We start from the raw sequence: 24150 nt of genomic DNA on the forward strand, positions 1-24150 counted from the left end.
AAGCAGAAAGTTTCATGCAACTAACCAACAAACAAAAACAGCACCTGAAATCCTTGGCTCATAACTTAAAGCCGGTGGTAATGCTTGGCTCAAATGGATTGACCGAAGGAATTTTGGCAGAGATAGAAGTCGCCATTGCTCATCATGAATTGATTAAGGTAAAAATTGCTACCGACGATCGTGAAATGAAGCAGCTTATTGCCGATACCATTGCAGATAAAGTTTCAGCAGTGAAGGTTCAGGTGATTGGCCATATATTGATTATCTATCGCCCTAGTGAAGATAAAAAGATTGAATTACCACGCAAATAAAAAAAGCGGCTTTAGCCGCTTTTTTTATAACTAAACTGCAATTGAGACTGGCTGATAAGGCTCCGGCTGAGGGTCTGAACCAGAACTACCACCATACTTGGCATAAAACTCAGCAATCGCTAATTGCTGATTAACTTGCTTTTGCTGCTCTAAATTACTGTTAATGCTCTCTAACGCTTTATAGCTTACTGGATTGCTTTCACTGCTTTTGGTTTCGTTACCCGTAGAGCTAGTATAGTAAATATCTAATAAGTTTTGCTGATGATTAACGGCTGAAACACCAACAACAGTGTTACGTTTAGCATCTATTTCGGCTTGTTGCTTTTGCTGATAGCTCTCAACTTCTCCACCAACATATAGCCGCGCATTACGTTGCTCTTCTGGGGATAATTGATCATATTCATCGGAGATTTTATCAACAATATCGCCATAACTTGGCTTATTTGAGGTACTAGATATAGCAGTTGAGGTCGATGTAGCAGCGGGAGAATAAGCATACATCGAATTGGAGTTTACTTGCATAGACATTAAGCCACCTCTAAATCAGTTAATAAACAACCAATCCATGGTGAACTTTTATACTATAACAAACATCAACTTCGCACACAATTAATCATCTGCATATCTAAAATAAGCCAACAGAATAACTAAACTAAATAACTTTTTAGCAGACGTTTAAACCAAGGTTAAGCCAAAGGTAAAAACTCAGCCAATTGGAAATTTTTAACAACTACACAATCCATTCCCGCATTGTGCGCTGCTTGAATACCAAAAGGAGTGTCCTCAAACACTAAACAGCGCTTTGGCTCAACGTTTAAACGCTGCGCTACTTGCAGGAAAGTGTCCGGCTCCGGTTTGTGCGCCGCCACGTCTTCAGCACACACCATAGCCTGAAAATAGTCAGTAAGCTTAAGGTTATTGGTAATACGGTCCATGTTAACGCGCTCAGCGCCAGTGCCTAAGCCCAGCTTTTTGCTGGTTGCGAATTCAGCCAGTACTTTACAGCTTGCAGGTATCCTCTCGACCTTATGCCACAAAGCGTCAAACCCCGCGCGTTTGTCGTTTAATAGCTTTGGGCCATCAATATTTACTTGGTAATGTTGCTGATATTGCTCTGCAATTTTGAGTGTTGGCATACCACCGCGCTCAGCTACAAAATTAATATGAACAGGTAAACCTTGCTTGTTTAAAGCGTCTTCCCAAGCTGCTAGGTGCGCTGGCATTGAGTCAACCAAGGTGCCATCCATATCAAAAATGAAGGCGTCATACTTCGCGTAATCTATTGCTAACAAGGTGCTTCTCCAATAAAAAACGCAGCATAACGCTGCGTTTTTTAACAAGTTCTGAATCTAAATATATTCAACCGCTACAATTTCGTACTCAACTTCACCACCTGGTGTAACCACGGTGACTTCGTCTTCTACATTTTTGCCAATAAGTCCACGGGCAATTGGCGAGTTAACAGAAATACGATTCTGCTTAATATCAGCTTCATCATCTCCCACAATGCCGTAGGTAACCTCTTTATCTGTATCAAGGTTTAATAAGGTAACTGTACAACCGAAAATCACCTTACCGTTGTTGGTCATTTTGGTCACATCAATAACTTGAACGTTACTTAACTTACCTTCAATATCTTGAATACGCCCTTCACAAAAACCTTGCTGCTCTCGTGCAGCGTGGTATTCAGCGTTTTCTTTAAGATCGCCATGCTCACGAGCTACCGCGATATCGTCAATAATTTTTGGACGAACCACTGTTTTTAAATGCTCTAACTCTTCACGTAATTGCGTTTCGCCACGCACCGTCATAGGAACTGGTTTCATACTTAATAACTCAACAAAACTAGAAAAACAGAAAAAAATTTGGCTGTCGATGACAGCCAAATTTACTTGTACTAATAATTGCAGTGTAACGCTATTTTACGCTGCGGTGAAGATCTTCACCGCTTTGCTTATAACGATATTCGCCAATTAGCTGATACGTTTATGCAAATCTTGAACAGAAGTCACAGTGCCGCGATCATCAGCATTATGAGCCTGGCAAGTCGCAAAGGCACCGTTAAGCGTAGTCGTGTAATTGACTTTTTGCGCTAACGCAGCTCTACGCAATTGACGTGAATCTTCAATAGATTGACGACCTTCGGTAGTGTTAATCACGTAGCTGTATTCACCGTTTTTCAAACGGTCAAGAATATGCGGGCGACCTTCATGAACCTTGTTCACCAAGCGAGGGTTAATGCCAGCTTCACCCAAGGCAACTGCAGTGCCGTGAGTAGCATCTAATTCGTAGCCAAGTTCAAGCAGTTTAGCAGCCAGCTCTGCAACTCGTTTCTTGTCTGAGTTACGAACCGAAAGCAATACTCGACCACCTTTAGGGCCATCGTTACCAATACCTAATTCAGCTTTTGCATAGGCTTCAGCAAACGTGGCACCAACTCCCATCACTTCACCAGTAGAGCGCATTTCTGGGCCTAAGATTGGGTCTACGCCATGGAATTTGTTAAACGGCAATACCACTTCTTTAACTGAGTAGAACGGTGGAATAATCTCTTTAGTTATTCCCTGCTCGGCTAAAGAAATACCGGCCATTACACGTGCTGCTACTTTAGCAATAGGTACGCCAGTTGCCTTAGATACAAACGGTACAGTACGCGCAGCACGTGGATTTACTTCAATTAAGTAAATCTCGTCATCTTTAACCGCAAACTGGGTGTTCATTAAACCAATTACACCTAACTCTAGGGCTAGAGCACGAACTTGCTCACGCATACGGTCTTGGATTTGTGGGCTTAGCGTATAAGCCGGCAATGAACAGGCCGAATCACCAGAGTGAACGCCCGCTTGCTCGATGTGCTCCATAATGCCGCCGATAACCACATCTTTGCCATCACAGATTGCATCGATGTCAATTTCAACCGCATCATTTAGGAAGCTATCTAAAAGAACTGGTGAGTCGTTAGACACACTTACAGCCTCTTTAAAGTAGCGACGTAAATCTTGCTCATCGTAAACAATTTCCATTGCTCGGCCACCTAGTACATAAGATGGGCGAACAACTAATGGATAACCGATACGCTCTGCTGAGATAACAGCTTCTTCAGTAGTTGAAACCGTATCGTTTTCTGGTTGCTTAAGCTTCAAGCGATCAACTGCAACTTGGAAACGTTCACGGTCTTCAGCGCGGTCAATCGCATCTGGAGACGTACCAATAATTGGCACGCCAGCCGCTTCTAATTCACGCGCCAGTTTTAGTGGAGTTTGACCACCATATTGAACAATAACACCGGTTGGCTGCTCTACACGTACAATCTCTAGTACGTCTTCAAGCGTTACCGGTTCAAAGTACAAACGGTCTGAGGTGTCGTAGTCAGTTGAAACCGTTTCAGGGTTACAGTTAACCATAATGGTTTCGTAACCGTCTTCACGCATCGCTAGCGCAGCATGTACACAACAGTAGTCAAATTCGATGCCTTGACCAATGCGGTTAGGTCCGCCGCCCAACACCATGATTTTCTTCTTATCAGATGGCTGAGCTTCACACTCTTCATCATAAGTTGAATACATGTAAGCCGTGTCGGTAGCAAATTCAGCAGCACAAGTATCCACTCGTTTGTAAACTGGCAGCACTTCTAAGCGATGGCGTAACTTACGGATCTCTTTATCCGATACACCGGTTAATTTAGCTAAACGAGCATCGGCGAAACCTTTACGCTTTAGCTTACGCAGTGTTGCTTCATCTAAACTGGCTACACCTTCTTTAGCTACTTGGTTTTCTAGTAATACAATGTCTTCGATTTGAACCAAGAACCAACGATCGATGTTAGTAAGAGAGAATACATCTTCGACAGACATGCCAGCGCGGAAAGCATCAGCGATATACCAAATACGGTCAGCACCGACATTTTGTAGTTCGTGACGAATGGTTTCCATTGCGTCAGATGCATTTAAGTCAACAATTGGGTCAAAACCATCAACGCCAACTTCTAAGCCACGCAAGGCTTTTTGTAGCGATTCTTGTTGGTTACGACCAATCGCCATAACTTCACCCACCGACTTCATTTGAGTGGTTAGGCGATCGTTAGCACCAGCAAATTTCTCGAAGTTAAAGCGAGGGATTTTTGTTACAACATAGTCGATTGAAGGCTCAAACGAAGCAGGTGTTTGGCCGCCAGTAATGTCATTTTGCAATTCATCAAGCGTAAAACCTACAGCCAATTTAGCTGCAATTTTAGCAATTGGGAAACCAGTTGCTTTAGACGCTAGCGCAGAAGAACGAGATACTCGAGGGTTCATCTCGATGATAACCATACGGCCAGTATTTGGACAAATACCAAACTGTACGTTAGAACCACCCGTTTCAACACCAATCTCACGCAGAACTGCAAGCGACGCATTACGCATCAATTGATATTCTTTATCTGACAACGTTTGTGCTGGTGCTACGGTAATTGAGTCACCAGTGTGCACACCCATTGGGTCGAAGTTTTCAATGGCACAAACGATAATACAGTTATCGTTTTTATCACGTACCACTTCCATTTCGTACTCTTTCCAACCGATTAAGCTTTCATCAATCAACAGCTCACTGGTTGGCGAAAGATCTAGGCCGCGGGCACAAATCTCATCAAACTCTTCTTTGTTATAAGCAATACCGCCACCGGTGCCGCCCATAGTAAAAGAAGGTCGGATAATACATGGGAAACCAACTTCTTCTAATACACCGTAGGCTTCTTCCATTGAGTGAGCAATACCCGCATTGGGACACGCTAAGCCAATGCTTTTCATCGCTTGGTCGAAACGATTACGATCTTCTGCTTTATCAATCGCGTCAGCAGTCGCACCTATCATTTCAACATTGTATTTCTCTAGCACGCCTTTGCTTTCAAGCTCTAGCGCACAGTTCAATGCGGTTTGGCCACCCATGGTTGGCAATACTGCGTCTGGGCGTTCTTTTTCAATAATTCGCTCTACCACTTCCCAGTGAATTGGCTCGATGTAAGTTGCATCAGCCATCTCTGGGTCAGTCATAATAGTAGCGGGGTTAGAGTTAACCAAGATGACTCGGTAACCTTCTTCACGCAAGGCTTTACAAGCCTGAGCGCCAGAATAGTCAAATTCACAAGCCTGGCCGATAACAATTGGGCCTGCGCCCAATATTAGAATACTTTTTATATCACTACGTTTTGGCATAAGTTCTGCTGCTCTCTACCTACGCTTGGCCGTTAAGGCGCTGCTCAATTAATTCAATGAAGTGGTCAAACAATGGCGCTGCATCATGCGGACCAGGGCTGGCTTCTGGGTGACCTTGGAAGCTAAACGCTGGCTTATCTGTGCGATGAATGCCTTGCAAGCTTTGATCGAACAAAGAGAAGTGAGTCATTGTTAGATTTTCTGGCAAGGTTTTTTCATCTACTGCAAAACCATGGTTTTGCGCAGTAATCATTACGCGGTCATGTTTGATATCTTTAACCGGATGGTTACCGCCGTGATGGCCAAATTTCATTTTCACTGTTTTAGCACCACTGGCTAAAGCGAGAATTTGGTGACCTAAACAAATACCAAATACTGGGATATCTGTTTCAAGGAAGGTTTTGGTAGCTGCGATTGCATAATCACATGGCTCTGGGTCACCAGGGCCATTAGACAAGAAGATGCCATCAGGGTTTAAGGCAAGAACCTCTTCAGCTGATGTTTTAGCCGGAACCACGGTTAGTTTACAACCACGGTCCACTAACATACGCAAAATATTGCGTTTAACACCAAAATCATAAGCAACTACGTGAAACTTACTATCTTCACTATCGGCGGGAAGCCCAGCTTTAAGATCCCAAGAGCCCTGTGCCCAAGTGTAAGTATCAGCCGTGGTAACTTCTTTGGCGAGATCCATCCCTTTTAAACCAGGGAAGGCTTTCGCTTCAGCTAAAGCTTGTGCTTCATCTAAATCTTCACCCGCTACAATACAACCCGCTTGTGCACCTTTTTCACGAAGAATACGCGTTAGTTTACGGGTGTCTATGTCCGCAATACCTACTACGTTTCTTGCTTCCAAATATTCACTTAAGCTTTGTTGGCTTCGGAAATTACTCGCCACTAAAGGCAAATCACGAATAACTAGTCCACAAGCGTGGATAGCATTCGATTCTTCATCTTCTGGGGTGGTTCCGTAGTTTCCGATATGGGGGTAAGTGAGGGTGACAATTTGGCGAGCATATGAGGGGTCAGTTAAAATTTCTTGGTATCCGGTCATCGAAGTATTAAAAACAACTTCTCCAACGGCAGAACCATTGGCTCCGATTGCGGTTCCACGGAACACGGTACCGTCTTCTAATACCAGCAGCGCTGATTTGCTCAAGGCAACCTCCTAACAAAGAACTGTCGACACGACAAAGTTGAACTAAAGGGTAAACTTTAGCCCAATACGATAAAATTTTGGCAAATTCCGCGGATTATAGAAGAGATATTGAGAAAGGTCTATCAATTTTTATACAAACTTATAAAAATAAGCTTTATAGTCTTTTTGAAGCAGAAAGGGCTCAAAATAGAATGTTTTGTCTAAGTTGCATTAGCTAGCATTTTTGAGTATCAACCCTAGCTGCCATAAAGCAATTTGACCAAATAAAAAAGCCAAGGCAACACGCCTTGGCTTTTACATTACGGTTTAGTCGTTAATTATTCAACTTCACAAATACTAATTGTACCGTTGTCTACGTTGTCAGTTAACTCACCGTTCACAGTAAGAGTAAGAATACTATCACTAGCTAAAGTAATCTTATTGTTGCCTGGGTCGCCAATGGCGCTATCGCCAACACGTGCCCACGCTTGGTAGTCAACATTCATAACAAGGTTCTCTACGCGAGCGCCATCTGAGTAGGCAATCATTTGAGGATCCCAGTTATCTGCATCGGAAGCCAGCTTGAACTCATATGCACCAGCGGCAAGTGATACCTGATAGGTATTTTCACCCTTGTATGATAGTGCGTACATTTCGTCCCAACCCCAACCAGAGTGGCTACCACGAACCGCTAATTGAGTGGCCAAAGGCCCTGCGTCTGCGCTATCGTCTAGCAGACCACAACTTGCTACTTCTTCAGCAGTTACCACAACTGTAGGAGCATCAACCGTTGAGAAATCCGTGACAAATTTCACAACTGATTTTGTATCAATCGCGAAGCTTAAATCACCAGCATTGTACTCAAGGGCTTTTGCTGTACCTAAAGTAAGTTCACCCTCAGTAGCACCGTAGTTAACATCTCCCCAGTCAGCATCCGCTACTTTGAAGCCGTAACTACCCGCTTCTAGCGTAGTTGTATACTCGTACAAGCCATCTTTAGTGAATTCCAACTCATAAACAGCTCCCCATTCACCGCCTAAGCCACGAACAAATACTTGGGTATCACCTAGAGGTGGGATAGCACTTAAGTCTTTGTTAGAGGTGTCTACAGGAAGACCCGTTCCGCGAGCACCATCTCGTGGCTGAACAAATACGGCTGTTGTACGTGCTGGAACTGTAAAGGTTGCATCAGCAAAGGTTGCGCCCATTACAACTGAGTCCGCAGAGTTTTGTTGAACTTCATGCAATTCAAAACCAGTTGCACCAGTTACTTCAAACTCTTGTTCTGCATCAGTCGCATTTAGTACAACTACAATCGCGTCATTGTTTTCGTCTAAATCAGCCCCGGCACCAGTGCCGTTGTCGATAGACATTACAATTAAGCCCTGTACTTGATCTTCACCAACGTTGCGGAAGTCAACACGTGCTTGTACTTCTTCAGCGGTAGTTAAACGGAATAAGTCACTGCTAGAGCGGATGGTTAGCAACTCTAAGAACTGATCTTTAGCAAGCTTAATATCAGCTTGGGTAGGTTTAGCCGTTTCGTCAGCAATAATGGTCTTGATTAAATCCCAGTTACCGCCATCTTTATCTTCACGTGGTAGACCAACGTTCCAGTTATTGTCTGAACCATCAAATCTTACACGGTTGAACCAATCGCCAGAATCGTAACTATCACGTTGCATAGATTTTGAGCGAAGTAACTCTGAACCCATGTGAATGAACGGAATACCTTGGCCTAGCATAACAGTAGACAAACTCACTACTTGCATACGTGAGCGATCTGCAGCAGTGGTACCCGTAGTAGCTTTATAGGCATTGTTATCCCATAAAGTTTGGTTATCGTGCTTGGACACATAAGAGATGTTCTCTGATGGATTTAAGGTATAGCCTGCTTTAGCACCATTGTAGTTAACATCTTGGCCGCGTTTGGTATTTCCTTGAGAATCAAGTAATACAAACTTCTGCAAGTTACCCGCCATACCAACACGAATCAAATCTTGGTTATGAAGGGCTTCAGTGCGGTAATTATCTGCATCAGTGTTTAACTCATTTAGTGTATCAGCATTACCAAAACCTTGAGTTTTACGAATGCCTTCTCCACTATCGAATGGGCTACCACCACGAACTGCGTCACGTAAACGGTCTGAGAAGGTACCAATCTCTGTACCAGCCATGTTCCACTGCGTGGCTTGTTCAAAACGCGCGTTGTTGGCTACTTCACCAAAGTCCCAACCTTCACCGTAGAACAAGGTATCTTCATCAATTTCACGAACAGCGGCCAATGAATCTACCATTAAATCTTTTGGTTGGTGACCCATTAAGTCAAAACGGAAACCATCAACTTTGTATTCCTTCGCCCAAGTAACCAATGAATCAGTCATTAGTTTACCCATCATAAGGTTTTCTGTTGCGGTATTATCACAACAAGTTGAGGTTTCTACCCCACCGGTATTTGCATCACGGCGGTGGTAATATCCAGGGACAATTTTGTCTAGAACCGACTTATCATTCACACCTGAAGCATTGGTATGGTTGTATACAACATCCATAACAATCTTAAGACCCATGTCATGTGTAGCTTTGACCATTTCACGGAATTCTAAGATACGTGTAGTGCCTTCAGCGTCAGTGGCATAGCTGCCTTCTGGCACGGTGTAATGGAATGGGTCGTACCCCCAGTTAAAGCTATCTAAACCGCGCAGATCATTCATAAGTGATTGAGCATCACCTGTAGTCGGGTCGAAGCTTGCTAATTTAGCTTCAATAGTACCTGAAGCATCTGCACAGTAATCATCAGTTTTCTGAATTTTGTCACATAGGTCAGACAACGGTGCGTCAATATCAATAGCACCTTCTTCATCTACTGTTGCTATATCAAAAGCAGGAAGAATGTGTAATGTGGTTAAACCAGCATCTTTTAACTCTTGCAGATGAGTAACCGACTCACGCTCTGGCTCTGTTAATGCAAGGTATTTACCACTGTTTGCAGCAGTACCTTGAGTATCACTAACACTGAAATCACGTAGATGTGATTCGTATAAAACGTGGTCTACATCTTCAGCCATTTCAGGACGTGTGTAACTGTCCCAATCAGCAGGCTTAAGCTCATCGGCATCTAAGTCAACAACTAAAGAGTATAGAGAGTTAGTTGAAAGCGCTAGTGAGTATGGGTCAGTAACCATACGGGTTTCAACAGTTTCTGTGGTTGGGTGGTAAACAGTCACTTCGTAGCGGTAGTATTTACCCACTGCACCAGTTTGCTCAGAAGACCAAACGCCATTTGCGGCCTCTTCCATAACAAATGAACCGGCTGAGCTCATGTCTTCTTCGTTGTACAAGTACAATTTAACGCTTTGCGCTGTAGGAGCCCAAACTTTAAAGCTTACGTCATCACCGCTAACAATAGCACCTAGCTCTTCAGCTAGTGCACCACCTTCACCTTCTACGAATACTTTATCAATTACACCAGGTTTTTGAACTTGAGTGGCTGCAGTTGCAACGCCTTCAGCGTCCATGGCAACTACAACAATTTGGCTTTTAAGAATTGCTTTTAAAGTTGCATCATCAACTTCAATTTCTGCTGCACTCAAACCAGATAAGTGTGGGAAACGCGCTTTAGCTTCATCAGTTAAGCTGCCAGTAGAAAGTGCAACCGCAGTACCACCGGTAACTTCTTTAGTCTCTGGGTCCATGGCAATGCCATTTTCAGGGTCGTAACGAAGTTCTAGCTGAGTAGCATTGCCCGCAGCTTCCCAAGCAATGGTGTTGGCATCAACCCAATGCGCTTTTGCGCCATCAATGGCGACTGGGCGCTCAGCAATTGGTGCGTAAAATAGCTCGCTGCTACCGTGGAAACCAAAAATACCTTTGTCATCTTCAAGTTTAGTTAATTCAACTTTTGAGTTTGCACTACCAAAGGCTTTATCGTCACCATTGTGCAAAATAAAGTTCATACATTCATGTGGGTCAGAGGCATCAGGGTCAACAGTTAATACGTAATAAGCGCCGTAAGTTTCACTAATACCAGTGGCAGGATGAGGAGATCCCCAATCAGTACCGCCATCAGCAATACCCATAGCTTCTAGGTCGGTACTAGTACAACCTTCGCCATTCCAGAGGTGTAAGCCCCAGCCTTCATAAGCAGACTCATCTACACGCTCATGAGCTTCATCTCGCTTATAATAAATTACAACTTCATTTTCGCCTGCAGTGTACAGTCCATCAATGACGTTACCACCGCCACCGTTACCATTGTCGTCGTCGCTACCACAAGCAGCCAGCAAAGCTGTCGCTAGAATGGGCATGGTAAGCTTGGCTAGCTTATTGATTTTTATATCCATGTCAGCCTTTCCTTTCCTTTTACTGAACCGATATTCAGTAAATTACTGTTTTTATGTTTGGGTTTTAATTACTCTCGCCTTCCGTTGGACGAGATGCACATAAGGTAGGATTTCGCGACCAAAAGGACTGTGACGGCAACGTTACTTTGAGTAACACAATATTACATTAGTGTGTTTTTTATAGGCTTTGTGAGACTGCTCAAAGAACATAATTCTTGAAAACGATTTCAAAGAAAGCCTTGATAACGTTTTCAAGATCTTTTTCAGGATAAAGCACTGCCATTAAATTTAGGGAATAAAAAAACGCCGCTTAGCGACGTTCACTATTAAAGATAAATAAAGCTTATTTATTAATCATTCAAATCGAGCACATCTCGCATGTTGAATAAACCTTTTGGCTTGTCTTGTAACCAAGATGCGGCACGTACTGCTCCATTAGCAAAGGTCATTCTACTCGATGCTTTATGCGTGATCTCTACGCGTTCACCAATATCAGCAAACATAGCGGTATGCTCACCTACTAAGTCACCGGCGCGAATAGTAGCAAAGCCAATAGTGTCTCGATCGCGCTCGCCAGTAATGCCTTCGCGGCCATATACAGCTACTTTTTTAAGATCACGCCCCAGTGTATCGGCAATCGCCTCTCCCATACCCAGGGCCGTTCCTGAAGGAGCATCTACTTTATGGCGATGGTGGCCTTCAATAATCTCGATATCAGTGTAATCGCCCATCACTTTAGCGGCGACTTCCAAAAGCTTAAATACTAGGTTAACGCCAACACTCATGTTAGGCGCAAACATAATAGCTATATCTTCGGCTGCATCTTTTAACTGCTGCTTTTGTTCATCACTAAATCCGGTTGTGCCAATAACCATCTTCTTGTTGTTGGCGCGTGCCCACTCAACATGAGCCAAAGTAACAACAGGTGCAGTAAAATCAATGATTACATCGATATCATCCTTTGCTTGCTCAATGTTATCTACAATGGCGATATCTAATTTGCCTAAACCAGCTAGCTCACCAGCATCAACACCGATTAAGCTTGAACCAGGGCGTTCTGTTGCCGCACCTAAGGTTGTGGCCGAACTTTGATTTACTGCTTCGAGTAAATTCTTACCCATTCTTCCATTACAACCAACAATTGCCACTCTAACTTGCGACATGTTTATTCTCCTTTGAAACCGGCCACACCCGTCTTAATTTGTGGCTCGACTATAACAAAGCAAGCTATATAAAACGAGGTTTAGCCTAAATATGAACCTAAAGTGCTTAAAAACCTATTTGTTCTATTGAGAAGCACACGCACTAAAAAGGCCACTATCTACAAGTAGTGGCCTTTCTTGTTAGGAAAAAACTGAGTAACAGCGGTTTAAACAGTAATAATTACGCGGCTTCACCTGATTTAACCAACTTTGGTTTAGCTTTCTCTGTAGCTTGTGCCGGGTTACGTTGACGCTCATAAAGGAATTTAAGCACTTGCGAGCGATAATGGTTGTACTCTTGGTCATCAGCGAGAGCAACTCGGTCACGCGGTCGCTCAAGTTTAACATCAAGCACTTCGCCGATGGTTGCCGCTGGCCCGTTGGTCATCATCACGATTTTATCAGACAACAATACCGCTTCATCTACATCGTGAGTAATCATGATTACTGTGTTGTTTAACTCTTGCTGGATTTCCATTAAAGAATCCTGCAAGTGAGCACGAGTTAGCGCATCTAGCGCGCCAAACGGTTCATCCATTAACAGCACTTTTGGTTGCATAGCTAATGCACGGGCAATACCTACACGCTGCTTCATACCACCCGAAATCTCATCAGGGCGTTTATGCAAGGCGTGGCTCATATGAACAAGCTCTAGGTTGTGCTCAATCCAGTCTTTCATTTCAGCCTTAGATTTTTGCCCCTTAAACACTTCTTTTACAGCTAACTCAACATTTTGGTAAGCAGTAAGCCAAGGCAGCAACGAGTGGTTCTGAAACACTACAGCGCGGTCCGGGCCCGGTTGGTAAACCTCTTTACCTTCTAATACCACACCACCTTCTGTTGCGTTATATAGACCCGCAACAATGTTTAACACCGTAGATTTACCACAACCTGAGTGGCCAATTAAGGATACAAACTCACCCTTTGCAATTTTTAAGTCCACCCCATTTAACGCTCGGAAAGGACCATTTTTAGTTGGAAAATCGATGCTAACGTGATCGATTTCTAAATACTGAGACATAATGTTTTCCTTATCCTATCGAGCACTTTCTGGGCTTGAATGAGAAATGATTTTTTGTAGGCTTACCATTAACCAGTCAAGTACATAACCAATTAAACCAATCACTACTACTGCCACCATGATACGGCCCAGTGAGTTAGAGCTACCGTTTTGGAATTCATCCCACACAAACTTACCTAGACCAGGGTTTTGCGCGAGCATTTCTGCAGCAATAAGTACCATCCAACCGATACCGAGTGAAATACGCAAGCCGGTGAATATCATTGGCAGAGAAGCTGGAATGGCAATTTTAGTCACTTGCTTAGACCAATGTAACTGAATCACTCGCCCAACGTTTAACCAGTCTTTATCAATAGATGCAACGCCGGTCGCGGTGTTAATTAGTGTTGGCCATAGCGAACATAAAGTTACTGTAATGGCCGAAGTCACGAATGACTTAGAAAACATTGGGTCACTGCTTACATAAACCGCACTCACCACCATGGTAACTATTGGTAACCACGCTAATGGCGAAACCGGTTTGAGAATCTGGATAATCGGGCTAACTGCGCCATAGAGTTTTTTATTCAAACCACAGGCAACCCCAATTGGGATAGCGATTAAACTGGCTAGTATAAAGCCGGTAAACACTGTATATAAACTGGTAAGTATCTGGTCAAAAAAGGTTTCTTTACCGGTGTAAGGTCGTATTTTTACTTTTGCATCAGGATTTTTAGCCAGTTTCTTCGCATTGCGAGCCTCTTGGCGTTCATAAAAGGCCTCTTCTTTCGCACGCTCCTCTTTATGCTCAACCACTAAGCCTTGATATTGCTCCCACACTTGGGCTGGGCCAGGCAAGGTACCTAGGCTAGTTTGTACTTTTGCCGCCGATACACTCCACAACAACAAGAACAAAGCAATGGCCAAAATAGGCAGCCCTATTCGTTCAAATATTTCGGTGCATTGCTGCTTTGGGTTTTCACCGCTGGCCAAGCGAACCACTGGTACCATAGGGCTTAATCCTACAGTTTCTAAAGAGTGAATTAACTTGTCTTTCATCTCTACAACTCCTTTTGCAAATCTCGATGCCGGGCCCTTAAGCCCGGCTGCTCTCAATAACGATTCGGCTTAGATCTTGTCGTCTTTTTTCAGGCCAATCGAAAACTTATCAAGATACGCATTGGGTTTTGAACCATCGTAAACAATGTTATCAATGAAGTGTTTTTGTGGCGGTTTAAAGCCACTCTCGGTAGCAAAATCAGGAAACTCGCTAGCATCAATCACTCCATCAGCAATTAGCTCTTTAGCAGCAATTGCGTAAATGTCTGGGCGATATACTTTCTTAGCAATATCCATGTACCAAGAGTCTGGTTTGTTGTCTGAAATTTGTCCCCAACGACGCATCTGCGTTAGGTACCAAATTGCATCACTGTAGTAAGGGTAAGTCGCGTTGTAACGGAAGAACACGTTAAAGTCTGGCACTTCGCGCTTATCGCCTTTTTCGTATTCAAAGGTACCCGTCATACTGTTGGCAATTACGTCGTAATCGGCACCAACATATTGGCTTTTAGAAAGAATCTTAACGGCTTCTGGGCGGTTTTTGTTGTTCTCTTCATCCAACCACTTGGCTGCACGAATCATCGCTTTCACTACGCGAATGTGAGTATTTGGATATTCATCAGCCCAACCCTTACTTACACCAAATACTTTCTCTGGGTTGTTTTTCCAAATCTCATAGTCGGTAACAACTGGAACACCAATACCCTTAAATACGGCCTGTTGGTTCCAAGGTTCACCCACGCAGTAACCGTAGATAGTGCCTGCTTCCATGGTTGATGGCATTTGCGGAGGTGGCGTTACAGACAACAGCGCATCAGCATCAATTTTGCCTGAGGTATCGCCTTTATGCGGCGCGTAGTAACCAGGGTGAATACCGCCAGCAGCTAACCAGTAACGTAACTCGTAGTTATGCGTAGACACTGGGAATACCATGCCCATGTTAAATGGCTTACCTTGGTCGATGTAACTATCAACTACCGGCTTAAGCGCATCGGCTTTAATTGGGTGAACAGGTTTGCCATCTTTATGTGGCACGTGCGGTTTCATCTGTGCCCAAATGTCGTTTGATACGGTAATAGCGTTACCGTTTAAGTCCATGCTAAACGCGGTGATAATGTCGGCCTTAGTACCAAAGCCAATGGTTGCCCCTAGAGGTTGGCCAGCCAACATGTGAGCGCCATCTAGCTCACCGGTAATTACGCGGTCCAATAATACTTTCCAGTTAGCTTGTGCTTCTAACTGAACATACAATCCTTCGTCTTCGAAGTAGCCTTTTTCATACGCCACTGCAAGTGGAGCCATGTCGGTAAGTTTAATAAAACCAAACTTAAGATCTTCCTTCTCTGGCTCTCCCACTTCTGCGTGACTAAAGCCAATAAAACTGGCTGATACCACTGCAGCGGCGATGGTCGTCTTAATGATTTTTTGTAAGCTTAATGGTGCTGATTTCTGCATTCCCTGCTCCTAATACCCATTTGGAAGTAACTAATTTGTGATAACACTTAGGGAGTAGCTAAGGATGTGCCAAGATCTAGATCACATTTTTTTAACACCAAAAATCATTAACTTACAAACACTATTACCCCTAAAGGAGTATTCGTGTTTTTTCATAAAATTCACTAACTTAGAACAGGCGCGCACAATTTTGGCGCATAAAAAAACCGGCTTAAAGCCGGCTTCTTTTAATTGAGTTTTCTATTAACCAAGAATAGCTAGTAACTCAACTTCAAATACTAGGGCTGCAAATGGTGGAATTGCTGCACCCGCACCTTGAGAGCCGTAAGCAAGCTCTTGAGGAATGTATAGCTTCCATTTGTCACCCACTTTCATACGTTGTAGTGCTTCAGTCCAACCTTTAATTACACCATTTACTGGGAATTCTGCAGGTTGACCGCGCTGTACAGAGCTATCGAATACTTCACCAGAAATTAAGGTACCTTCATAGTGAACTTGTACTTTGCTGCTAGCACTTGGCGATTCGCCTTCACCTTCAACTAATACTTCGTATTGAAGACCAGATTCAGTTTTATTGATTTCTGGGCGTTTGCCGTTATCAGCTAAGAAGTTTTCGCCTTCAGCCATAGCTTCTTTATGTTGCTCAGCTTTTTTTGCTTCAATTTCTTTAGTAATTTCTTGGAAAGCCGCACTAATAACTGCTTCATCAAGCTGTGGTTGCGCGCCTTGCATTACGTCACGAATACCGTCAAGCATTGCATTCACTTCTAAGCCGTCGAATGCTGCACGCTCAATTTGCTCACCAATTTGAAGGCCGTAGCCGTAACTTGCTTGCGCTGCTGCGCCTTGATATTTATCGCTCATTTGAACTCTTAATTCTGATCGTTAAAAAGAGCCAAAAGGTTACCACAAAGTCACTAGAAAAACCGTTGGTCTGCGGCTAAATGCGCCTTTTTTTGAACAAAGTAACTGCTGGCAAATTCTACTTGGCGTTGCTCACCAGTAAATTTAAAGCCCATATGGCGATAAAAGCCCTCTGCACGCGGGTTATCTTGCATCACCCAGCAGTACACATCCTTCTGCGCAGTGCTCTGACAAGCTTGTTCCAATAAAGCTCTGCCCCAGCCATGGCCAATGATATCTGGTTGTAAATACAGTGCCGCCAATTCAACCTCTGGCATTTGCTTTTCCAGCATTAAAAAGCCCTGTATGCCAGTCGTTTTTAATACCCAAATTTGGTTTTCTTCACTGCTAAGACGTTGCAACCACAGTTGCTGATGCAGTTCAAATGGTAGGGCTTGGAACATATCGGAAATGAGTTGCTGAGAGTAGACATGCTGCCAGCTTCGTCGCTGAACCCGGCAGATGTCTTCGGCATCACTAAGACTAGCTAGTTTTATCGACATCGGACTCTTTAGAAGTCTCTTTAGCATCAAAACTCGCGGGTCGAATACACTGCGGTGATTTACCCTGGGCAATGGCTTGCTTTTCTAGTTGAATGGCACGTGGCATCCGCTCTTCTAAATCAGAGATACGCGTTTGATTTGAAGGGTGAGTTGACAAAAACTCTGGTACTGAACCACCACCCGCTTTAGCCATATTTTGCCAAAGAGAAACACTTGCACGAGGATCAAAACCGGCACTGGCCATTAAGTCTAAGCCCATTAAATCTGCTTCGCTTTCTTGGGTACGACCATAAGGTAATAGCACGCCGTATTGCACTCCTAAACCAAGTGCAGCCATAGCGGCGCCCTTATGTTTTACATCATCACTTACGCCAATCGCCACTGCCGCTACTGCGGTGCCTATTCCAGCAATTTGATTTTGTGATAAGCGCTCGTTGCTATGCTCCGCCAATACGTGTGCTATCTCATGGCCTATAACCGTTGCCAACTGATCTGGAGTTTCGGCCACCTTGATTAGACCGGTATATACGCCCACATGTGCACCGGGCAAGGCAAACGCATTTACTTGGTCAGAATCAAATACCACTACTTCCCAGTCTTCATCACCGTAATGACCGGGGATTTCTGCAGTAACCGCGTTTGAAACACAAGCAACATAATCATTAGTGGCTTTGTCGGTATAAATCTTTTCTTGTTTTTTGATTTCTTCAAAAGACTGAGCGCCTAAGGCACTCATTTTTGAGTCATCATAAAGTAACACCCGTTTGCGCCCAGTAGGAGAAGCAGAGCAGCTAAGCAAAACTGCAATTGAGCTAACAATAATGGCGTTTTTTAAGATCTTATTCATTCATGCATTCCATTTCATTACTGCCTATATCGGCAATCACTCCTTTAATACTAGCGGTAAGCCAGCACTAACAAATACAACTTTATCGGCTTTTGCTGCTAAGGCTTGGTTTAGTCGCCCAAGTTCATCAGCAAACCTACGCCCCAAGGCATTGTCTGATACCAAACCCAAACCCACTTCGTTACTCACGATAACAACATCACTATCCAGTTGATCCAAGCTTGCCAGTAATGCGGCAGATTGCTGTTGAATATCGAGTAACTGCTGGTCTACAGATTTATTGGTGCATAGCCACCACCCTAACCAAGTAGACATGCATTCTAACAATATTGGCTGCTTTTTAGCGGCGTAACTCAGTACCACTTGGCTTAACACTTCTTTAGAATAATCCAATTCATGAGTCTTAAAAGAAGCTTTACGCAAAGAGCGATGATGAGCAATCCGTTGGCTCATTTCTTCATCACTCGCCTTCGCTGTAGCGATATATACAGGCTTAAGCTCACTGTTACTTTGAAACTGCTGTTCAGCCCAAGCGCTTTTGCCACTTCTAATGCCACCTAAAACAAGACTTATCATCATGCTACCTAATGATTTTTAACAAAGAATAACATAGTCAAAGGGCTGCTTGGAACGTTGGTAATGAGACAATATCAGTGAGCAATAAGCATAAAAAAAGCGGCTTATAGCCGCTTTTCTTTAAGTTTTTTGATTAACTGGTTAAGTCATCAAAGAACTTCTTAACACCGTCGAAAAAGCCTTCAGCCTTAGGCTTGTGCTTGCTGCTCGCAGAACCACCACAACTTTCTTCAAAGTCTTTAAGTAGCTGCTTTTGCGTTTCGTTAAGCTTAACCGGCGTTTCTACAATTACTTTGCAGATTAAGTCGCCAATTGGGCCACCACGTACCGATTTAACTCCTTTGCCACGCATTCTGAACATACGACCAGTTTGCGTTTCGTTAGGTACTTTTAGATTAACTCGACCATCTAAGGTTGGTACTTCAATCTCGCCACCTAAGGCAGCTAAGGTGAAGCTAATCGGTACTTCGCAGTAAAGGTTGTTTTCTTCACGTTGGAAGATTGGGTGTTCTTTAACATGTACTTGTACATATAAATCACCGGCTGGAGCACCGCTCTCGCCCGCTTCACCTTCACCCGATAAACGAACGCGGTCACCAGTATCAACGCCAGCAGGGATGCTAACTGATAGTGTTTTTGAGCGCTCGTAACGACCTTCGCCATGACACTTATGGCAAGGATCTGAAATAATTGAGCCTTTACCTTTACAGGTAGGACAGGCTTGCTGAACAGCAAAGAAGCCTTGACGCATCTGCACTTGGCCTTGGCCATGACAGGTACCACAAGTTTTTGGTGTTGAACCTTTTTTAGCGCCGCTACCATTACACTGCTCACAGTGTACTAAAGTAGGTACGCGGATTTCTTTCTTAACGCCTTTAACCGCTTGCTCTAAGCTCAACTCTAAGTTGTAGCGAAGATCCGAGCCACGTTGAGGCTGACGACGGCCACCGCCGCCACCGCGTCCACCACCAAAAATATCACCAAAGATGTCGCCAAACGCATCGCCAAAGTCGCCATGTCCGCCACCAAAACCACCAGCGCCACGGTTTGGATCAACCCCAGCGTGACCATAGTGATCGTAAGCTTCTTTCTTTTGAGCATCACTCAGTACTTCGTAGGCTTCTTTAACTTCTTTGAATTTCTCTTCAGAAGCTTTATCGCCTTTAGTACGGTCAGGGTGAAACTTCATCGCCAGACGTTTGTAGGCTTTTTTAATTTCTCGCTCGCCGGCATCTTTGCCTAGACCAAGAACTTCGTAATAATCGCGTTTTGACATAATGGGTGTTCTACTTTCTCGCAACTAAACCAGTTGAAAGTAATGGCTTTTGATAGACACACGGGCGTTGTTCACACAACGCCCGTTATTTACTTACTAAAAGTGTTTAGACAAATTATTTTTTGTCGTCTTTCACTTCTTCAAACTCAGCATCAACAACGTCGTCTTGGGCAGGAGCCGCTTGCTCTGCGTCTGCTTCACCAGCATTCGCTTGAGCTTGTTGCTGTGCTACTTCCATTAGTTTTTGAGACGCTTCGATTAAAGCTTGAGTTTTCGCTTCAATTTCTGCTTTATCTTCGCCTTTGCTAGCGGTTTCTAACTCGCTAACTGCAGCTTCGATTTTCTCTTTATCTTCAGCAGGAAGTGCTTCACCAGCTTCTTCAATTTGCTTACGAGTACCGTGTACAAGTGCATCAGCTTGGTTACGAGCCTGAACTAATTCTTCAAACTTCTTATCTTCTTCAGCGTTTGCTTCAGCTTCGTTTACCATCTTGTTGATTTCGTCATCCGACAAACCAGATGATGCTTGAATGGTAATTTTCTGCTCTTTACCGGTATCTTTGTCTTTAGCAGACACGTGTAAAATACCGTCGGCATCCAAATCGAAGGTTACTTCAATTTGTGGCACGCCACGCTGTGCAGGACGAATACCTTCTAGGTTGAATTGACCTAAAGATTTGTTGTCTGCAGCACGCTTACGCTCACCTTGAATTACGTGAACGGTTACCGCACTTTGGTTATCGTCGGCAGTTGAGAATACCTGTGAACCCTTAGTTGGGATGGTGGTGTTCTTTTCTACAACGCGAGTCATTACGCCGCCCATTGTCTCAATACCTAGAGATAATGGAGTAACGTCTAGTAGTAGTACGTCAGTTTTGTCGCCAGACAATACCGCACCTTGAATAGCAGCACCCATAGCAACTGCTTCATCAGGGTTAACGTCTTTACGTGGCTCTTTACCAAAGAACTCGGTTACAGCGCTTTGTACTAGTGGCATACGAGTTTGACCACCAACAAGAATTACATCGTTGATGTCGCTAACTGAAAGGTCAGCATCTTGCAGTGCAATACGTAATGGCTCTAGTGAACGTTGAACTAATTCTTCAACCAAAGACTCAAGCTTAGCGCGAGTTACTTTGATGTTTAAGTGCTTAGGACCTGAAGCATCAGCTGTGATGTAAGGTAGGTTTACATCTGTTTGTTGCGCTGAAGATAGCTCACACTTAGCTTTTTCTGCCGCTTCTTTTAAGCGCTGCATAGCCAGTGGATCTTGCTTAAGGTCGAAACCTTGGTCTTTCTTAAATTCTTCTACTAAGTAGTTGATTAAGCGGTTATCAAAGTCTTCACCACCTAAGTGAGTATCACCATTGGTTGCTAATACTTCGAAGGTTTTCTCGCCATCAACTTCGTCAATCTCAATGATTGAGATATCGAAAGTACCACCACCTAAGTCGTAAACAGCAACTACGTTGTCGCCTTTAGCGTTGTTTACGCCGTAAGCAAATGCAGCGGCAGTAGGCTCGTTGATAATACGTTTAACATCTAGACCAGCAATACGGCCAGCATCTTTAGTTGCTTGACGTTGTGAATCGTTGAAGTAAGCAGGAACAGTAATAACTGCTTCTGTTACCGCTTCACCTAGGTAGTCTTCTGCAGTTTTCTTCATTTTTTTCAAAACTTCTGCAGAGATTTGTGGTGGCGCTTTTTTGTCGCCTTTGGCTTCTACCCAAGCATCACCGTTGTCAGCATTAACAATGTTGAAAGGCATGATTTCGATATCGCGTTGAACTTCGTCATCGGTAAAACGACGGCCGATTAAACGCTTAATAGCGAATACAGTGTTCTTTGGGTTAGTAACCGCTTGGCGCTTAGCAGGTTGGCCTACTAAAGTTTCGCCGTCGTCGGTAAACGCAATAATTGAAGGCGTTGTGCGATCGCCTTCTGCGTTTTCAATTACTTTAGGGGTGTCGCCGTCTAGTACTGCAACACAAGAGTTAGTGGTTCCTAAATCGATACCAATAATTCTACCCATGATGGTGTTCTCCAAATTCTGGTTGTAACTAATATTTCGTTGTTGAGAACTAAGTGGGGGCGGCAAATTGCTTTTCAAGGGAAAAAATAAAAAAAACTCACTAAAAACCTATTCTCGCAAATTATCCAAGAGTGCTTAGGTATTGAGCAAGCGATCACACATTTAGCTCATAAAACCAACAAAATTACCCGTCGCAGTGCTAAAAATGGCTATTTTTATAACCTGTGATACTATGCGCGCAACTTTAGGTTATATGCAGAGTTAAATCCTGCATAAAATACAGAGAGAAGGGAAATGAAAAACGATTCAAAACTGAGTCTTACTCATAAAATACTAATAGGTATGATTACCGGTATTGGCTTAGGGGTGTTCTTACAAACCTTTTTTGCTGAGTCTATCTTAGTCAAAGATTACATCGTTGACGGCATCCTCAATATCACTGGCTCGATTTTCGTATCAAGCTTGAAGATGTTAGTGGTTCCATTGGTATTTGTTTCTTTAGTGTGTGGTGTTTCTTCAATGAAAGACACTGCTCGCTTAGGCCGCCTTGGCGGTAAAACAGTACTACTCTATTTGGCCACTACTGCGATAGCCATTTCACTGGCCATGGCAGTTGCACTGCTTATTCGCCCAGGTACTGGCATAGAGTTAACTACCGAAGCAGCCTTTGTTGCGAAAGAAGCGCCAAGCATTAGCCAAGTTATCATTGATATGTTCCCCGATAACCCTATTGCCTCGATGGCTCAAGGCAACATGTTGCAAATCATCGTGTTTGCATTGTTATTTGGTATCGCAATTGCCATTTCTGGTGAGCCAGGCAAGCGCATTGGTAAACACTTTGAAGACTTCAATGTAGTAATCATGAAGTTAGTAACCATTTTAATGAACCTAGCCCCTTACGGCGTATTTGCGTTACTAGCGAAGCTGTTCTTTGAAATTGGTTTTGACGCGATTGCTAGCTTACTCAGCTACTTCATGGTGGTATTGGTTGTATTACTGCTGCATGCCTTGTTGGTTTACCCTTCACTATTAAAAGTACTGACTGGCTTAAACCCGCTTATTTTCATTAAGAAAATGCGTGAAGCTATCGTATTTGCTTTTAGTACTGCCTCTTCAAATGCAACTATTCCAGTCACTATGGAAACAGCTACTCATAAGCTAGGCGTACGTAACTCAACAGCTTCGTTCACCGTACCTTTAGGCGCTACCATCAACATGGATGGCACCTCAATTATGCAGGGTGTTGCCACTATCTTTATTGCAACGGTGTATGGCATTGACCTAACCGCAGGCAATTTCTTAATGGTTATTGTTACGGCAACGCTTGCGTCAGTAGGTACCGCAGGTGTTCCTGGTGTTGGTTTAATTACCTTAGCAATGGTATTGCAACAAGTTGGTTTGCCGGTAGAAGGTATTGCGCTAATTATTGGTGTAGACCGCTTGTTAGATATGGTGCGCACAGCGGTAAACATTACTGGTGATAGCATGGTGACGGTTGCTGTAGCTAAATCGGAAGGCGATTTAAACGTAGAGACTTACAACAATCCTCAAGCAGGCTTATCTGAAGAAGAAGTACATCTTCCTCACGGTGAATCAGATACCAGCTTGGCCTCGGCCGAAAAAGCCTAGGCTTACAAACACACCAACAAAAAACGCGGCCATGGCCGCGTTTTTTTATCATTAATAATACAGTCTAACTGTTGCCAGATATCGAGATATCTAGATTGTTTAAAATGCCATTCTGAATAGAGTAGATACAACCATGTACCGATAAGTCTTGGCCTTTACTCCAAGCATTTTGCACGATAGAAGTTTGCGATACGTTTTTAACCTGCTCCACCACATTTAACTCACATAAACGGTCGGCACGCTGCTTCTTGTCTTCAATAGCATCCAGCTCCGCTTCATGGTAACGGTAAACATCTTTAAGATGGCGTAGCCAGTTATCAATCAAACCAAACTGTTCGTTTTCCATCGACGCTAACACGCCACCGCAACCGTAATGACCGGTAACAATAATGTGCTTAACTTTAAGTACATCTACAGCATATTGAATAACCGACAAGCAGTTTAAATCGGTATGCACTACCACATTAGCAATATTGCGGTGAACAAATACTTCACCAGGGGGTAATCCAGCAATCTGGTTGGCAGGTACTCGGCTGTCACTGCAACCAATCCACAAAAATTCAGGGTTTTGCTGTTCAGACAAATCACAGAAGAAGGTTGGATTCTGTTCTTTTATATTTTTAGCCCAGCTACGATTATTACTTATCAGCTGATTTAAATCACTCATACGACCTCTAGTTA

Annotated in this window: 19 protein-coding genes; 2 read left to right on the forward strand and 17 right to left on the reverse strand. The window is 43.6% G+C overall.

Features of this window, described 5'->3' with window-relative positions:
- Window positions 1-14 precede the first annotated feature (14 nt).
- Window positions 15-311 (forward strand): ribosome assembly RNA-binding protein YhbY, encoded by a 297-nt coding sequence (yhbY, locus tag OAG1_RS15465; RefSeq protein ID WP_163132304.1) that lies wholly within the window; start codon window positions 15-17, stop codon window positions 309-311.
- Window positions 312-341: 30 nt separating this feature from the next.
- Here the strand turns inward: yhbY and OAG1_RS15470 are convergent, their stop codons facing one another.
- The 16 genes from OAG1_RS15470 to dnaK form a co-directional block, all read right to left on the reverse strand.
- Window positions 342-839 (reverse strand): hypothetical protein, encoded by a 498-nt coding sequence (locus tag OAG1_RS15470; RefSeq protein WP_338621900.1) that lies wholly within the window; start codon window positions 837-839, stop codon window positions 342-344.
- Between the two features lie 158 nt (window positions 840-997).
- Window positions 998-1603: a beta-phosphoglucomutase family hydrolase gene (locus OAG1_RS15475; RefSeq protein WP_338621901.1), complete on the reverse strand. Its 606-nt coding sequence runs from the start codon at window positions 1601-1603 to the stop codon at window positions 998-1000.
- Window positions 1604-1660: 57 nt separating this feature from the next.
- Window positions 1661-2137 carry a transcription elongation factor GreA gene (greA, locus tag OAG1_RS15480; protein WP_040307331.1) on the reverse strand — a complete coding sequence of 159 codons (477 nt, stop codon included), beginning with the start codon at window positions 2135-2137 and terminating at the stop codon, window positions 1661-1663.
- A gap of 147 nt (window positions 2138-2284) precedes the next feature.
- Complete coding sequence (gene carB / locus OAG1_RS15485) at window positions 2285-5503, reverse strand: carbamoyl-phosphate synthase large subunit (protein WP_016402387.1); 3219 nt, start codon at window positions 5501-5503, stop codon at window positions 2285-2287.
- 19 nt (window positions 5504-5522) lie between these two features.
- A complete protein-coding gene (gene carA / locus OAG1_RS15490) occupies window positions 5523-6665 on the reverse strand; it encodes a glutamine-hydrolyzing carbamoyl-phosphate synthase small subunit (RefSeq protein ID WP_016402388.1) in 1143 nt (380 codons plus the stop codon).
- 317 nt (window positions 6666-6982) lie between these two features.
- Window positions 6983-10987: a pullulanase-type alpha-1,6-glucosidase gene (gene pulA / locus OAG1_RS15495; RefSeq protein ID WP_338621902.1), complete on the reverse strand. Its 4005-nt coding sequence runs from the start codon at window positions 10985-10987 to the stop codon at window positions 6983-6985.
- Between the two features lie 350 nt (window positions 10988-11337).
- On the reverse strand, window positions 11338-12150 hold the full coding sequence (gene dapB, locus OAG1_RS15500) for a 4-hydroxy-tetrahydrodipicolinate reductase (protein WP_221076409.1): 813 nt from the start codon (window positions 12148-12150) through the stop codon (window positions 11338-11340).
- Between the two features lie 220 nt (window positions 12151-12370).
- Complete coding sequence (locus tag OAG1_RS15505) at window positions 12371-13213, reverse strand: ABC transporter ATP-binding protein (protein WP_215426431.1); 843 nt, start codon at window positions 13211-13213, stop codon at window positions 12371-12373.
- A 12-nt stretch (window positions 13214-13225) separates the two neighbouring features.
- Entirely contained in the window at window positions 13226-14248 is a 1023-nt protein-coding gene (locus OAG1_RS15510) for an ABC transporter permease (protein ID WP_016402392.1), read from the reverse strand.
- 69 nt (window positions 14249-14317) lie between these two features.
- Window positions 14318-15703, reverse strand: coding sequence for a CmpA/NrtA family ABC transporter substrate-binding protein (locus OAG1_RS15515; protein WP_016402393.1), 1386 nt, complete (start codon window positions 15701-15703; stop codon window positions 14318-14320).
- Window positions 15704-15946: 243 nt separating this feature from the next.
- Window positions 15947-16567 carry an FKBP-type peptidyl-prolyl cis-trans isomerase gene (locus OAG1_RS15520; protein ID WP_016402394.1) on the reverse strand — a complete coding sequence of 207 codons (621 nt, stop codon included), beginning with the start codon at window positions 16565-16567 and terminating at the stop codon, window positions 15947-15949.
- Between the two features lie 53 nt (window positions 16568-16620).
- Window positions 16621-17109 (reverse strand): GNAT family N-acetyltransferase, encoded by a 489-nt coding sequence (locus tag OAG1_RS15525; protein ID WP_338621903.1) that lies wholly within the window; start codon window positions 17107-17109, stop codon window positions 16621-16623.
- Entirely contained in the window at window positions 17090-17956 is an 867-nt protein-coding gene (locus OAG1_RS15530) for a M48 family metallopeptidase (RefSeq protein ID WP_338621904.1), read from the reverse strand. The genes OAG1_RS15525 and OAG1_RS15530 overlap by 20 nt, the downstream gene beginning before the upstream one ends.
- A gap of 36 nt (window positions 17957-17992) precedes the next feature.
- Window positions 17993-18532 carry a bifunctional adenosylcobinamide kinase/adenosylcobinamide-phosphate guanylyltransferase gene (gene cobU, locus OAG1_RS15535; protein WP_338621905.1) on the reverse strand — a complete coding sequence of 180 codons (540 nt, stop codon included), beginning with the start codon at window positions 18530-18532 and terminating at the stop codon, window positions 17993-17995.
- 133 nt (window positions 18533-18665) lie between these two features.
- Window positions 18666-19808 carry a molecular chaperone DnaJ gene (gene dnaJ, locus OAG1_RS15540; RefSeq protein WP_016402398.1) on the reverse strand — a complete coding sequence of 381 codons (1143 nt, stop codon included), beginning with the start codon at window positions 19806-19808 and terminating at the stop codon, window positions 18666-18668.
- Window positions 19809-19923: 115 nt separating this feature from the next.
- Window positions 19924-21840: a molecular chaperone DnaK gene (gene dnaK, locus OAG1_RS15545; RefSeq protein WP_016402399.1), complete on the reverse strand. Its 1917-nt coding sequence runs from the start codon at window positions 21838-21840 to the stop codon at window positions 19924-19926.
- Between the two features lie 294 nt (window positions 21841-22134).
- On the opposite strand from dnaK, the gene OAG1_RS15550 reads away from it, so the two are divergent.
- Window positions 22135-23469, forward strand: a complete 1335-nt coding sequence (locus OAG1_RS15550) for a dicarboxylate/amino acid:cation symporter (RefSeq protein ID WP_040307321.1) — start codon at window positions 22135-22137, stop codon at window positions 23467-23469.
- Between the two features lie 64 nt (window positions 23470-23533).
- Here the strand turns inward: OAG1_RS15550 and can are convergent, their stop codons facing one another.
- Window positions 23534-24136 (reverse strand): carbonate dehydratase, encoded by a 603-nt coding sequence (gene can / locus OAG1_RS15555; protein WP_016402401.1) that lies wholly within the window; start codon window positions 24134-24136, stop codon window positions 23534-23536.
- Between the last annotated feature and the right edge of the window lie 14 nt (window positions 24137-24150).

Origin of the sequence: Agarivorans sp. OAG1, assembly GCF_037076485.1 — a bacterium.
Classification (GTDB): Bacteria; Pseudomonadota; Gammaproteobacteria; order Enterobacterales; family Celerinatantimonadaceae; genus Agarivorans; species Agarivorans albus.